Raw genomic sequence first — 14,314 nt, 5'->3', positions numbered from 1 at the left:
ATCGTGACTACTGCGGGTCACTGAATTCGCGACCGTGAACCGCTGCATTTCGTCGGGATGACGCTAGGCAGACAGCCTCTTAGGATATGCCTGCCGCAACGTATTCACAATCGCAAAACCACGATTTTGTGAAATTGACTCAGATCAGCGAATGCGCACCGAAAGGCACGTGACGCAGCCTTCCATTTTCTCGAACTCAGACACGTCAACCGTCACCACGCGGTATCCGAGATCGGCGATGAGCGCCGCAGTCTTCGGCGCTGACGATGACATGAGTACTGCGTCATCCGACAGCACAACGACAGCAGCACCTTCGGCCTCCGGCACCGCAAGGAAGCGATCGTAGAGGTCGATGTTGTCGACCAGATCGGGGTATCCGATAACGGTGCCATCCGGCAGCGCTGTTACACCGCTCTTAAGATGAAGCACCTTCTCAACCGGGACAGCAATCAGCGAATAGCCGAGAGGGGAAACGATGGCGCGAAGCTGGCGGATGCCCTCCGCGTTAGTGCGACCACCGCGACCGACGTACACCGTCGAACCAACCTTGAGCACATCACCGCCGTCGAGCGTGCCGGGCTGAGTGATTTCGTGCAATTCCAAACCGAGCTCTGTGACGCTCACGCGCACGGCCTCGATCTCTGCCTCACGACTCTCGGCACCGGGGCTCGTCAGCACAGCGACCTCGCCGAAGACGACGACGGTGTCTTCGATGAAGACAGAGTCCGCAAGTTCGTCAGCCGCCGGAACTTCAATCGTCTCGAAACCATTGGCGCGAAGCGCCGCAACGTAGCCCTCCCACTGGGAGTCTGCGAGTTCGGCGTCTACAGGAACCCGGTCGAGGTGAGTGAGCTCGCCCTCGCCCAATTGTGATGAGGGTGCGCGAACCAAAGCAATCAACTGAGTCGGTTGAGCCGGAACCACAGTGAGAGCGTTCCACACCCGGCGACCGACCGTGACCGCCGCAATGATGGTGACGACGACAAAGATGAGGTTGGTGCCCAACAGCGTCGCCACGATGAAGGTGAACGCCTCAGCGTTCAGCTCAGCGCCGGTGGCGATAATCCCCAAGGCTGTTCCCGCAATTGCCGAAACCATACCGAGCACAAGCCCGACTACCGCCGCGGTGAACCAGTAACGATGAATCTCCAACGCGGAGACAATCGAATAGGTCACGAAAAGCACCAGAGCCATCGGCAAGAAGTACTCAGCAATCGCCGGCAAATTCTCTGCCGCTGCACCATTCGACGTGAAGAACGCCAACCCTGTTGCGACATAAACGGTGCCTGCGACGGCAATTCCAGAAGTTAACGCTGCGGCGAAACGCCGACCCACACTGATCATGGTCCCCAACCTATCGGTCGTAATATATGCGTTTGCCGTACGCGTGATTCGGCACTCGCTAGCTGCTAGTGGAAGAAGTGGCGCTCGCCCGTGAAGTACATCGTGACGCCCGCTTCAATAGCCGCAGCAATCACTTCTTCGTCACGAATCGAACCACCTGGCTGAACCACTGCGCGAACACCGGCATCGAGCAACAGCTGAAGTCCATCCGCAAACGGGAAGAATGCATCGCTGGCGGCAACCGAGCCCAGTGCCCGGTCGCCAGCGCGCGAAATCGCCAGCTGGCACGAGTCCACTCGATTTACCTGCCCCATGCCGACACCAATGGATGCTCCGCCGTCTGCGAGCAAAATTGCATTCGATTTCACTGCGCGAACCGCTCGCCACGCAAACTCAAGATCTGCGAGAGTCTCAGCGTCAGCAGCATCGCCTGCGGCAAGCTTCCACATCGAGGCCGGCACGAAATGGTTGTCGAGCTCTTGCACGAGCATTCCGCCGGAAATCTGGCGCAGCTCGCGGCCATCACGGGCGTAGCCCTCGGGCAGCTGGAGCAGACGCAGGTTCTTCTTAGCCTTCAAAATTTCGAGCGCCTCAGGCTCAAAGCCGGGAGCAACAACAACCTCGGTAAAGATGGGCGAAATTGACTCTGCTGCCGCCTTCGTAATGATGCCATTGGCCGCAATAACCCCGCCATAGGCCGAGATCGGGTCACACGCATGGGCCAAAACGTGAGCTTCGGCAATCGTGGCCGCAGTGGCGATTCCGCAGGGGTTAGCGTGCTTGATGACCGCAACCGCGGGAGACTCATGGTCATAGGCGGCGCGTAAAGCGGCGTCGGCATCCACGTAATTGTTGTACGACATCTCTTTGCCACCGAGCTGAGTCGCTTGGGCAATTCCGCTGGATGCGGCAACACCATAAAGACCGGCATGCTGGTGCGAGTTTTCGCCGTAGCGGAGCACCGCGAGCTGGTCGGCGGCAACGTCGATGTGGGCCGGGAATGCAGGTGCGGAATCCGAAGCATCCGGCTCGCCCAAGAGGGCGCCGGTCATGAACCACTGCGACACTGCGGTGTCATAGGCAGCCGTATGCGCAAAGGCCTGAGAGGCCAGCGCGTAACGCTGCGCAAAGCTTGTTCCGTCAGCCGATGCCGCAGCAATGATCTCGTCATAGCTGTCGGGGCTCGTGACGATCGCCACATTGGCGTGGTTCTTTGCCGAGGCACGCACCATGGCGGGGCCGCCGATGTCGATCTGTTCGACAATATCTGCGGGAGCAGCACCGGAGGCGACGGTCTCCACGAACGGGTAGAGGTTCACTACGACGAGGTCAAACGCTTTGATCCCCAGCTCGTCGAGCTGTGCCTCGTGCGATTCGAGGCGCAAATCGGCAAGGATGCCGGCATGAACGGCGGGGTGCAACGTTTTGACGCGGCCGTCGAGCGATTCCGGGAAGCCGGTAACGCTCGATACCTCGGTTACCTCGTGACCAGCGGCCGCAATTGTCTTCGCGGTCGACCCGGTCGAAACCAGTTCGACACCCGCGTCAGCGAGCGCGCCAGCGAGTTCGAGAAGCCGCGACTTGTCACTCACCGAGATGAGGGCACGACGGATAGGAACTACATCGCGTTCGCGAAAGTCCGCAGGGTTATGGCTTGGGCCGCTCATGAGATTCAGAGTTCCTTTAGGTTGATGCGGTTGGTAGCAATGTCGACGATCGTTTGCACGAGCAGTCGGCGTTCAATCGGCTTGATCCGGGCGTGCAAATGTTCTTCGGTATCGCCGGGTTCGATAGCCACGCGCTCCTGCACGATGATCGGACCGCTATCGACACCGTTGTCGACCTTAATCACGCTGGCACCCGTCTGAGTCGCGCCAGCAACGAGAGCATCCCGCACCGCGTGGGCACCGGGAAATTCGGGGAGGTACGCGGGATGCGTGTTGATGATGTTTGGAGACAACGCTTCCACCACACGCGGCGGCAGCAGCTTCATGAAACCGCTCAACACCACGAGATCGGCTTTCCAGACCTGAATCTGCTCGAGCAGTTCATCGCCCCACTCATCGCGGTTAGCGAAGCTCGACATCGGCACCGAGAAGGTGGGGATCCCGTAATGCTCGGCATGCTCGAGACCGTCGGCAGCGCGGTCGGCACCGACGGCGATGACGCGAGCGGGGAAGTCGGCGCTTTCGGCCGCTTCGAGGAGGGCAGCGAGATTAGACCCGCCCCCTGAAATCAAAACAACGAGTGTGAGCACCCATCCAGCCTAGCGCTGCGTGAACCCGGCATCTGCCCGCTCGGGTCGAGCAGCTGTCAACAATCCGAGGCCTGCGGCGATCGAGAACTCGACGAACGCCCACGCCGTCACTATCAACGGCTGGGGCCCGACATCACTCAGTCGGCCAGGGCCAGCGGCTCCAGCAGACGACCACACGAGTAGTCCGATAATGGCGGCCGCCGTCAGCCCAATACCCGCGGCCACTATGGCGAGTTCACGGCGTCGCAACTCCCCCGCGATTCGCGGCCCCAGCACGGCGGCCGCCAAAAAGCCAACGATGATGGGTGCCAGAAGCCCGACAAATCCAAAAGCGAACTCACCGGTCGGCAGCGCGCCAAGCACAGGGATCGCGGGGATTGGCCCCAACGTTGTTGCCAATGGAGACACAGTCGACCCTGCCCCGATCGCGAAGCCCGGTCCAACCAACCATGAGGTTGACCACAAAACGATATTGGGCAGAAGGGCGAGTTGCCCCAGGGTCACGGCCACGCCACCAAGCACTTCGGTGTGCAATGCCTCATACAGGCGAATGATCTCCGCATAGGAACTCACAATGGCCAGCGTCGTGACGATTGACGCGATGGTCAGCAAGCCGGCAGCAGCGATTGCCCCACCACGCAACGAAGTCGCGACGATAGTGCGCACGTGAGCCGGCCATCCGAGAATCCACCGCCGAACCGGTCCAACAACACGGCTCTTCGTGCTGACGACCTGACTGCCGATAAGAAGCCCGACGGCGAACACGAGCGTCGGCAGCAGTGTGCCCTGCCAGAGAGACGGATGCGCGACCGGATGCAGGGCGGAGAAAGTGACCACGAGCGACGCCGCCCCGAATGTGGCAAGGGAGGCAAATGTGCCCAGCAGTGCGTGCGAGGTTTCCGCAACACGGCGCCCGGCACGAACGCCAAGCAGCACGGTAAGCAGTGCAAAGCCCAGCAACGCCATCGTGATCGTCACCGGAGTGCTCGCGGCAGCAAAGCCCAAAGACGACGCGACGGTCGGGTCTAGGACCACAGTGATATCGACACCATGGCCGACTAACCAGATGTCGACCGCTGACCGCCAGAACACTGTCCAGTCGATCGCAAGGCCGTAGTGGATGCCCCACAAGAGCGTGAGCGGAACCAGCGGTATCGCGATACCGATAGCGACCACCAAGAGAGCCTCAAAGGCGGCGAAGAGGAGGGTGAGCTGGCGATTCATGTCGAACGCGAGCGTACCCGCACTCTCGGCCGCTGCGGCTACGGCTTACCGCAAAAGAGTGGTCTGGCAGGCAGCACGGGCCGCGAAGTGTGGTGACTAGTGATTGAGTTCACCAAAGCCGTCTGCGGCCATCGCAACAAGCAGGTCGATCGCGTCCTGGGCGGCATCTCCTGTCGCGGTGAATTTCACGACATGGTCTTTGGTCGCGCCGAGAGACATGATGCCGATCAGACTGTTCGCTGCCACCGGACCTTTGCCCGAAGTGACGTCAGCGATCGTGACTTTCGCGTCAAGTTTGGCGATGGCCTGAACGATTGCGGCGGCCGGGCGCGAGTGCAAACCGTCTGGGTTGATCAGCGAAGCCTCGGCGCTGATCTCGTCAACGGTCGCAGCAACGGTCGCAGCAGCGGCCGTTTCAGGTGCCGTTGGGGAATCAGGCGCATCACCTTGATCGGCCAATTGACTCTGTTTCGGCCCCATCGCGGCACGAGCTTCCCGATCGACCTCATCAAGCGACGCCCCAGCATTGGCCAGAACGACCGCAGCAATCAGGCCTTCGACGAAGGGAGCATCCGTGAGTCTCACCTCATCGGTAGTGCTCATGAATTCGGTTGCCATGGTGCCGCTCAGCACCGCAGAACCGAGATCCATAAAGACGAGAACGCCGTCGCCACTGGCAACCTCATCGATCGCTGCAGCAACCTTCACGGCATCGGTTCCGATGATTCCCTCACCGGCACCGGCCGCGATGGCAATCGGCGGCGGGGTCTCCCCCACCATTTCTAGGGCAAGATTCACCGTCGCCTGCGCAAGCGCAGGGCTGTGGCTCACCACCACAATCCCAATCATGCTCAGCTCGCTACGGTGTCGGCAAGCGCCTGGAACAGTAGTGTGCTCGAGGTGGCGCCAGGGTCAAGGTGGCCAGCGCTGCGTTCTCCGAGGTAGCTTGCGCGACCCTTGCGCGCAACGAGAGGTTCGGTTGCATCGCGACCCTTCTCGGCTGCAGCGAGCGCTGCGGATGCCGCAGCAGCGATGTCTGCGCCGCCAGCGACGGCAGCATCCCAGGCATCCAGCGCAGGGTTGATCGCGTCGAACATTGTCTTATCGCCCGCTTCGGCCTTGCCCCGCGCAACAACACCGTCGAGGCCCGCGCGCAGAGAAGCACCGAATGCGGCCCCATCCAATTCGGTGACGGAGCCAGCGCTGACGCCCATCCGCAAGAAGAGAGTGCCGTAGAGGGGCCCAGCGGCGCCGCCGACAGAAGTGACGAGGGTCATGCCCACGGACTTCAGAAGTTCATCGGCGGCGGCGGCTGGCGCTGCACCAACTTTTTCGACCACTGCGTTCATGCCGCGGACCATGTTGGAGCCGTGGTCAGCGTCGCCAATGGCCGAATCGAGTTCGGTCAGGTAGCTCTGTTTCTCGGTCACGAGATCGCGGAACCGCGAAAGCCAGGCGATCAGTTGGTCGAGAGAGATGGTGCTTGTAGACATTGTTCTTAGACTCCCCAGCGGAGCCCGGCGGTGTTCACCGGGGCATCCCATAGTTTCAACATTTCTTCGTCAGCCTTGAGAATGGTGACCGAGCAGCCAGCCATATCAAGACTCGTGATGTAGTCACCGACGAGGTTGCGCACAACCTGCACTCCGGCGGCTTCGAGTAGCTTCGCGACCTCGTTGTACATGATGTACAGCTCGATCTGCGGGGTTCCGCCCATTCCGTTCATCATCACAATGGCTGGTGAGCCTGTGAAGTCCATGTCGGACAGGATCGGGTCGACCAGTTGCTTGGCGATCGAGGCGGCATCCGCCAGCTTCTCGCGGTGGCGACCGGGTTCTCCGTGGATGCCGACACCGATTTCCATCATGTCGTCTGGCAGATCGAAGGTCGGCTTTCCTGCCGCGGGAACGGTACAGCTCGTGAGAGCCATCCCCATGGAGCGACCGGAATCGTTGACTCGGTGTGCCAGTGCGGTGACCGCGGCGAGGTCTTGTCCCTCTTCAGCTGCTGCGCCGACGATCTTTTCGAGCAATACGGTGAGGCCAACGCCACGGCGTCCGGCCGTGAAGAGCGAGTCCTGAACGGCTACGTCGTCGTTGACGACGACCGAGGCAACCTTCACTCCGGTTTCCGCTTCGGCCATTTCGGCAGCCATCTCGAAGTTCATGACGTCGCCGGTGTAGTTCTTGACGATGTGCAGTACGCCAGCGCCGGAGTCCGCAACCTTGGTGGCTTCCTGTATCTGATCGGGGGTTGGCGAGGTGAAGACTTCACCGGCACATGCCGCGTCGAGCATCCCGAAGCCTACGAAGCCTCCGTGGAGCGGTTCGTGGCCCGAGCCGCCACCGGAAATGAGGGCGACTTTGCCGGCGCGGGTGGGTTCTGCGCGGTAGATCACGCGGTTGACGTGGTCGACCTTCAGCTCGGGGTGCGCAGCGTCAATGCCGGCGAGCGCGTCGGCGAGTACCGACTCTGGGGTGTTGATGAGTTTCTTCATTACTTGGCCTTCTCTTCCGTGAGTACCTCGGTGAGGGTGGTGTTGTCTGCGGCGGTCTTCGAGATGAAGCCGAACGCGAGAGCGGCGAGTACGCCGGCGAGCAGCTCAGCGGCGAGGTAGACCCACAGCTGCTCCCATGCGACTTGCCCGCCCATGATCTGCTGAACGAGCATCGGGCCGGTGGTCCGGGCCGGGTTGATGGATGCGCCGGTGATCGGACCAACAGGAATGATGGCGGCGAACACGACGAAACCGATCGCGAGTCCGGCGAAGCCGGGGGCTGCCTTGCGGTGGATAACACCGAAGACGGTAAAGACGAGGATGAACGTACCGATGAACTCAGCGAAGAATGCCTGGCCAACGGGGATCGTGTCTGGATTGAAGGAGGCGACTCCCAAGCCGGCGTCTACTGCGGCCTGGCCGAGAACGCCAACGATCGCGAACGCACCGGCGGTAGCACCGAGAAGCTGAGCGACGAGGTAGCCGGGAACTTCACGCCACGCGAACTTGCCGGCGACGGCGAGACCGATAGTGACTGCCGGGTTGATGTGGTTGCCGGAGATGTAACCGAACACGTACACCGTGACGACAACGATGAGACCGAAGGCGAACGAAATGATTCCGAGGCTCGCCATTGTGAAGGGCTCGTCACCGTTCAGGATGAAGGTCGCGGGCACAGAGCCAACGCCGACGAATACCAGAAAAGCGGTTCCTAGAAACTCTGCAGCCAGCTTTTGCCACTGCTTGTTCTCATCCATTAGTTCTCCTTTGAACTCAACCTGTTCGTGCGACCGGGTGTCGCCGTATTCCGTAATATCGGAACGTTATTCGATAATGTCGAATATGCTACGTTCACTATCATCTTGTCAAGCGGAGATGCTGCAAAAGTAAACAGTCACTGCAGACATAATGAATACCGACCTAATGACGGGGAGCAGCGTTGATCCAATCGATCGATCGAGCAGCACAAGTGCTCTCATCACTTCAGGGCGCACGCCATCTCGGAATCACCGAACTCGCCGGCCTTCTCGGACTCCCCCCATCGACAGTGCACGGCATCGTCAAGTCCCTCCAAGCCCACGGACTCGTCGCAAAAGAGCCCAACGGCAACCGTTACATGCTCGGCCCGGCACTCCTCAAGCTCTCGAACGTCTACCTCGACACCCTCGACGTGCGGGCGCGGGCGATGCGCTGGACCCAAGAACTCGCAAAGCGAACCGGGCTCGCCACTCGACTCGGGGCTGAACTCTTCGACGAAGTCATCGTCATCCACCACAACAACCGGCCAGACGGTACAGAACAGATGCCGGAGACCGGGCTCTCCATCCCCGTGCACGCCTCCGCGATGGGCAAGATTTTGTTGACCTACAACGCGGATGCCGCTGACCAGCTGTTCGAGAAACCTCTCCGCAGTCTCACCGGAGACACCATCACTGATCCCGCGAAACTCATTCTGCAGTTTGCGCAGATTGCCGAGCGCGGCATCGCCACGGAGGAAGACGAAGCCGTTCTCGGCGAGTCGTCAATTGCGGCACCGATCGCTGACCGCAACGGGAGCGTTATTGCCGCGGTCGCCGTCGTGATGCCCTCGAGCGAGTGGCCACCAGAAGACAATGTGCTCAACGTGCTGCGGGAGACCGCGCGCAATATCTCACGCGAGCTCGGCTTTGCGGCGTGGCCGCCGCCCGTCGTGCGCCGCCCTGCCGACGACTAGAGACGCGGACGGCTAGAAACGCCGACAGCTAAAGACGCCGACGGCTAACGCCAACAACGGCCAGCCGCCTGTGGGGACGACCAGCCGTTGCTGTGGCACTTCAGCGTGTACCGCCTAGAAGACGATCCACACCCAATCGTTGCGACTAGTCGAGCCAGTCACAGTGTCATCAGCCGGAACGAACTGTGCTGACACTTGGTGCAGTCCACGATCAAGCTTCGGTAGCTTCACCGTCACCTTCCCGTTGTCCGCTTCACTCAGAGTGATGGTGTCGACCTTCTTACCGTCGACCATGACCTTTACCGTTCCCGCCGCGGCAGCATCCGCACCGGTGGCCACCTTGACGGTCGCACTCACCGTGTTCCAGGAGAACGCAATGTGACGGCTGACCGACAGACTCACACTCGAGCTGTAGTTGATCATCACCGACTCTGACGTGGCCGTCGCACTCGGCAGATCCTTCTTGCTTGCGGTGACGACAACCGAGATTGCCTTGCCTTCGTCAGCGGGAGTAACCGTGTACTTGCGCTTGTCAGCGCCCACAATAGCGGTGCCATCTGCTTGCCACTGGTAGCTGAACTTCAGCCCATCGACATCCCACTCGCCGGGATTAGCGGTGAGTTTCTTGCCGACGTTCGGCTTGCCTGAGATCGACGGCAACACAGTGTTTACCGGGGTACCTGGCACAACATCTTCTTGCGTGATGATGTCGAGCGCAGTGCTTGCGCCGGTGTCACCGTAGCTAATGAGGCCAAGGTAACTCGTGAATGGCGCAAGGCCTTCCCACGATGCCGTATACGTCGCTGGCTCGCCCTGAACACCCGAGAGAACCGCCGGGGTCAATCCGAGGGGTTCTCCAGCACCAGGGACGACCGCGAAGGTTCGCACATCAAATGCGGTTGTGGGATTGGCCGCGTAGACCGAAGCGATGACCAAGTAGTTGCCAGGCGTCGGATCTGCGAGGTTCACTCGCTCGTCTGCGTCACCGGTGGCGGACTGCCAGCCTGCGATCGGCGTTCCTGTCTCGTCGAGCAGGTACACGATCAGGTCGAGGTCTGCGGTGTCATCGATCGAGTCGAGATCGAATCGCGCATACGTCGTTCCCTCTGGCACTGTCGCGTCATAGGTGAACTCATCACCGCTGGCACCCGAACCCGAATGGTCGGCTTCGACTCCCGTGGGATCTTCGTAGAAGACGCCGGCAGTCAGTCCTGTCGAGACCAGCGGGATGTCGCCGGTTCCGCCAGGGGTGACAGTGATGTCAACGGCGCCGTACGTTCCGGTTCCGCTTGCCGATGCTGGAGCCTCGATGGTGACGGGGCGCACGGCAACGGGGCTGTGCACTGCGGTGTCGCCGCTGGTCCAGGTGAGCGCTCCGGTGGTGAACTGATCGAGAGCAGCATCCGTTCGACTAAAGGTCACCTCGAAGCTCTGAGTTTCGCCTGCAGCGCCAAAGGTCAGCGTTGATGGCGACACCGTTGCGTCGATTCCAGGGATCGCGATGAATGCCTCGAACGTTCCAGCCTGAGTGGAGGTCACGGTGCGGGTGATCGTCTCTGGTGCTGTCAACGAACCAATCCCGATGGATGCCAGGTTGAGATTGCTGGGATCAATTGCGACGACCGCGGGGTCGAGCACGTCATAGCCAGCACCTTCAATGTACGACAGCCAATCGCCGATCCCGTTGAGGTAGAGCAGACCGGGTTCAAAGAACTTCGTCGGGTCAACGTGACCAGCACCCTGAGTGAAGGGGTCGGTGACGGGGTCGCCGTCGCCGTCAACGGTGTCGTAGGCGGTGGTCATGAATGCCGACTTGATTTCCGCTGGGGTCGCATTGGGGCGTTCACCGAGGTACAGCGCGGCGAGACCGGCGATGTGCGGCGATGACATCGATGTTCCTGACAACAGTTGGAACGTCGGGTCGGCACCTTCAGCGTTCGCACCGGCGGCGAGAATTCCTACGCCGGGTGCCGAAATGTCTGGCTTGACGATGTCGCTGCCATCGGCCTCAACGGGACCACGGGACGAGAATCCCGCCACTTGCGGCGTTGGCGGCTGGTAGGCAGTGTCGTTTCCCGGGGTGAACGTTGCCGTTGCCCCCGCGGTCGCCGCGTAGGCAAGAACTTGATCGTGGTACCGAGCATCTAGGTGGATGGTCGGAATCACGTGAGTGTCGAGGTCTGTCGAGCTCGGGGTCACGTTCACCAGAATCGAGCCAATACCGCCAGCGCGAGCGACCTCGTCCGACTTGTCTACTCTGGCGATCACTCCGCGCTCACAGACAACGATCTTGCCCTCAACGAGAACGGGATCGAGAGTGTCGGCAAGGCACAGGTTGGGGTCAACGGCACCAGCAAGGGCAACATCCGCAGCGTTCACGAGTTCGCCTGTCAGCGGCTCTGCGGCGGGGTCGAGGTCGACTGTGATCGAGGCACCGGCGAATTCTTGGCCGTCACCGAGAGTGACAGTGGCTTCGTAGTTCGGAATGGTGCTTGCGGCAACGGTAGTGATCCAGGGGGCTGCGTTGTCGAGTGTCGTTGCTCCCGGGCCATCGTTTCCGGCGGAGGCTGCGACGAAAACGCCGGCAGCAGCAGCACCGAGGAAGGCCTGGTCAGTTGGCGAAACGGTGCTCGTAGCAGCGCCTCCACCGATCGAATAGTTGATCACGTCAACACCGTCAGCGACCGCCTGGTCGATTGCGGCAAGAAGGTCAGTGGATGCACAGCCGTCGTCGGTCGTAACGACCGGATCCGGACCACTCCAGCAGACCTTGTAGGCGGCGATCTTGGCAGCGGGGGCGACACCGGAGAAGTATCCGAGTGCGTTGCCGCCAACGTTAGCGTCTACTTCGAGGTTTCCGGCAGCGGTGCTCGCAGTGTGCGATCCGTGGCCATCACCGTCTCGGGGAGAGACATACTCTCCGACGCTGGCGTCGCCGAGGTTGCCGGCTCCAAAGCCGTCAACAAAGTAGCGGGCACTGATCACCTTGGTGGTGCAATCGTCGGCCGTGAATTGCTCGCCTTCGATGCACGCACCAGTAAAGGTCTGGCCGTCGGCCTTAGCAAATACGGTTGCGTCACCGTCCCGGTAGGGTGCTGCGCCTGCCGTGCTGCCGAGGGCGTCACCGGCGAAGGCCGGATTTTCAGGAGCGAATCCGGTGTCGAGCACGCCGACAACGATTCCTTCCCCCGCAGTCTCCGCACCGCCGATGGATGCCCACAGTCCTTCTGCGCCTTCAAGGCCGAGGAACTCTGTTGAGCGTTGCGCCGCCGTGATCTTCTTCAATTCGTCGGGCACGATCGAGGCCACCAGCTTGTTAGCCGAGAGGGCCACTGCTTGGGCTGCGGTCAGATCGGCCGAGAAGCCGTTTGTCGCGAGCGTGTACGAGTAGTCGATATCAGCGCCGACGGATGCCGCGGCATCCTCTTGCTTCTCTTCCAAATACTCGGTGTAGTCCTGCACTACTTGCCGGCGAGGGTTGAGTTGCTCACCGTCGGGAGGCGTTGTCGCGTCGAATCCGCGAACGCCGCCGTCGTAGGTTGCTGCAGCCTGATCCACCATTGTGACGATGTAACGTCCGGGGGTGAATTCAGTTTGGCCGCCGCCACCAATGGATGCTGGTGCAGCTGTGGCGCCGAGTGCGGCGCCGGTAACCAGGGAAGTGGCGACAAGAGTTGTCGTTGCCACCACCGATATGACTCTTCGAATGCTCACGAATGTTCCTATTCTTCGTTGAATGGGACTACTGATGTGGTCGTGCGTTGTGGCGGTCGGGCACTCGCCAATTGCCACTATAAGGGCGTTCTACCCCTTTACAGGGGGTCCCCCATAGTCCATCGTTACCATAACGTGACACATTGTCCACTATTAGGGGGACAGGGAATGAGGCGCCCTTGCGGCCACGATAAGAAACCCAGATTTTGTGCGACGAAACCTCACGAGCGACGTCACAACTCCCGCATACTGGAGTCATGAGGTCCCCAGCAATCTACGTTGAGATTGATATCGCGGCCGATATCGATACCGTCTGGCGCCTTACGCAAGAGACCGAGAACCACAGCCGCTGGGATCTGCGATTCAGTCGCATCATCCCGTTCGACACGCTCGACGATGACGGATATCGCTTTCGCTATGAACGTCGCATGCCCTTGCACACGATCGTGGGAACGGGCACGACCCGCGGCGAGATCACGAGGCCAGACGGCACCCGCACCTCTGCTCTGCGATTCACGACCACTGACCGCCTCTCCCCGCTCGGCGACGGCCGCGGCTACTGGCGCTATGTTCCGATCCCCGGCGGCACGCGCTTCATTACCGGCTACGACTACGAGCCGGCCTGGGGCAACTTTCTCGACCGTATCCTCATCCGCCCCATGGTTGGATGGCTCACCGCTTGGAGTTTCGACAGCCTACGCTTGTGGGCCGAAAGCGACATCGCACCGCACTCACCGCTTGCCTTCTGGAAACCAGGGCATCCGCATGCTGGCCGCTGTCGGCGCACCCCGCGTCGCGGGCGGGCGATGGATGACGCTCCCGCCACTCTGTCCGCCTTGGAGGCACCATGACTTCGATGTTCGCCACCGTGCTCGGCGACGACTTCGATCGTCTGCACCCCATGCTCCAGAAGCGTTTCGGAGTTGGACTCGATTCCTGCTACGCCGCAGTGGGCACTGGCGTCATGTCGAACATCCGGCGCGGCCCGTGGTGGACGGTCCCCTTCTTGTGGATCGGCTGGTTCCGCAACATCCTGACACCAGACATCGGTAGCAATGTTGCATTCCGTATCGAGAACTACCCCTACCGTGACCCTTTCGGCCGCGAGACCATCACCTTTGTGCGCGAGTACTCGGTGCGAAGCAAGCCAACGCGTTTCGATGCAACGATGGTGCTCAACGAGGCCGGCGACCGCATCGTCGACTACTTGGGCACCCACCAGCACCTCGCCGTAGATCTCGAGCTCACAGTGACCGACGACGGTTCTCTGCAATTGAGGTCGGATGCCCAGCGCTTCTACGAGGGCCCGATCGCGTTCCGCTTTCCCATGCTCTTCAGCGGTCGCGCCAATCTCACGGAATCGTTCGACGATGAGACGAACGAGTTCGTGATCTCCCTCGAAGTGCGCAATCGACTCTGGGGGTTCCTCTTTGGCTACTCCGGTCGCTTCACGTGCGAGTTCCCCGAGGCAGCCGACGCACCGCAACGGCTCAAGCCCGTGAGGCACGAGCTGCGCGAGTAAGTCGGCAACGGCAGCGGCACGCTCACCGGCAGAAGCTGATAG

At 61.0% G+C, this 14,314-nt stretch carries 12 protein-coding genes; 3 read left to right on the top strand and 9 right to left on the bottom strand.

The genetic code is table 11. From position 1 onward, the window contains the following. Positions 1 to 144: 144 nt before the first annotated feature. The 8 genes from ddaH to FFT87_RS05395 form a co-directional block, all read right to left on the bottom strand. Positions 145 to 1,344, bottom strand: coding sequence for a dimethylargininase (gene ddaH / locus FFT87_RS05430; RefSeq protein WP_304612875.1), 1,200 nt, complete (start codon positions 1,342 to 1,344; stop codon positions 145 to 147). A 65-nt stretch (positions 1,345 to 1,409) separates the two neighbouring features. After that, the gene (gene purH / locus FFT87_RS05425; protein ID WP_219950310.1) at positions 1,410 to 3,011 is read right to left on the bottom strand and encodes a bifunctional phosphoribosylaminoimidazolecarboxamide formyltransferase/IMP cyclohydrolase; all 1,602 of its coding nucleotides are present in this window, start codon (positions 3,009 to 3,011) and stop codon (positions 1,410 to 1,412) included. 5 nt (positions 3,012 to 3,016) lie between these two features. Then, complete coding sequence (gene purN, locus FFT87_RS05420) at positions 3,017 to 3,601, bottom strand: phosphoribosylglycinamide formyltransferase (protein ID WP_219950309.1); 585 nt, start codon at positions 3,599 to 3,601, stop codon at positions 3,017 to 3,019. Between the two features lie 9 nt (positions 3,602 to 3,610). After that, positions 3,611 to 4,825: a DUF6350 family protein gene (locus FFT87_RS05415; protein ID WP_219950308.1), complete on the bottom strand. Its 1,215-nt coding sequence runs from the start codon at positions 4,823 to 4,825 to the stop codon at positions 3,611 to 3,613. Positions 4,826 to 4,921: 96 nt separating this feature from the next. Beyond that, positions 4,922 to 5,674, bottom strand: coding sequence for a dihydroxyacetone kinase phosphoryl donor subunit DhaM (dhaM, locus tag FFT87_RS05410; protein ID WP_219950307.1), 753 nt, complete (start codon positions 5,672 to 5,674; stop codon positions 4,922 to 4,924). A gap of 2 nt (positions 5,675 to 5,676) precedes the next feature. Further along, positions 5,677 to 6,318, bottom strand: a complete 642-nt coding sequence (dhaL, locus tag FFT87_RS05405; protein WP_219950306.1) for a dihydroxyacetone kinase subunit DhaL — start codon at positions 6,316 to 6,318, stop codon at positions 5,677 to 5,679. Between the two features lie 5 nt (positions 6,319 to 6,323). After that, on the bottom strand, positions 6,324 to 7,322 hold the full coding sequence (gene dhaK, locus FFT87_RS05400; protein WP_219950305.1) for a dihydroxyacetone kinase subunit DhaK: 999 nt from the start codon (positions 7,320 to 7,322) through the stop codon (positions 6,324 to 6,326). Further along, positions 7,322 to 8,080: an MIP/aquaporin family protein gene (locus FFT87_RS05395; RefSeq protein ID WP_219950304.1), complete on the bottom strand. Its 759-nt coding sequence runs from the start codon at positions 8,078 to 8,080 to the stop codon at positions 7,322 to 7,324. The genes dhaK and FFT87_RS05395 overlap by 1 nt, the downstream gene beginning before the upstream one ends. 212 nt (positions 8,081 to 8,292) lie before the next feature. On the opposite strand from FFT87_RS05395, the gene FFT87_RS05390 reads away from it, so the two are divergent. Further along, the gene (locus FFT87_RS05390; RefSeq protein WP_255560072.1) at positions 8,293 to 9,036 is read left to right on the top strand and encodes an IclR family transcriptional regulator; all 744 of its coding nucleotides are present in this window, start codon (positions 8,293 to 8,295) and stop codon (positions 9,034 to 9,036) included. Between the two features lie 114 nt (positions 9,037 to 9,150). On the opposite strand, the gene FFT87_RS05385 is transcribed toward FFT87_RS05390, so the two are convergent. Continuing rightward, complete coding sequence (locus tag FFT87_RS05385; protein WP_255560071.1) at positions 9,151 to 12,750, bottom strand: S8 family serine peptidase; 3,600 nt, start codon at positions 12,748 to 12,750, stop codon at positions 9,151 to 9,153. 257 nt (positions 12,751 to 13,007) lie between these two features. Between FFT87_RS05385 and FFT87_RS05380 the strand changes: the two genes are divergently transcribed. Together FFT87_RS05380 and FFT87_RS05375 are read left to right on the top strand one after the other, a co-directional pair. Further along, positions 13,008 to 13,601: an SRPBCC family protein gene (locus tag FFT87_RS05380; protein ID WP_255560070.1), complete on the top strand. Its 594-nt coding sequence runs from the start codon at positions 13,008 to 13,010 to the stop codon at positions 13,599 to 13,601. Further along, positions 13,598 to 14,272 (top strand): DUF4166 domain-containing protein, encoded by a 675-nt coding sequence (locus FFT87_RS05375; RefSeq protein WP_219950301.1) that lies wholly within the window; start codon positions 13,598 to 13,600, stop codon positions 14,270 to 14,272. Before FFT87_RS05380 ends, FFT87_RS05375 begins: the two co-directional genes overlap by 4 nt. Positions 14,273 to 14,314 lie beyond the last annotated feature (42 nt).

The organism is Salinibacterium sp. M195 (assembly GCF_019443965.1).
In the GTDB taxonomy this organism is placed as follows: domain Bacteria; phylum Actinomycetota; class Actinomycetes; order Actinomycetales; family Microbacteriaceae; genus Rhodoglobus.
The sequence above is the reverse complement of the archived record's forward strand: the minus strand, read 5'-3'. Positions and strand labels throughout refer to the sequence as shown.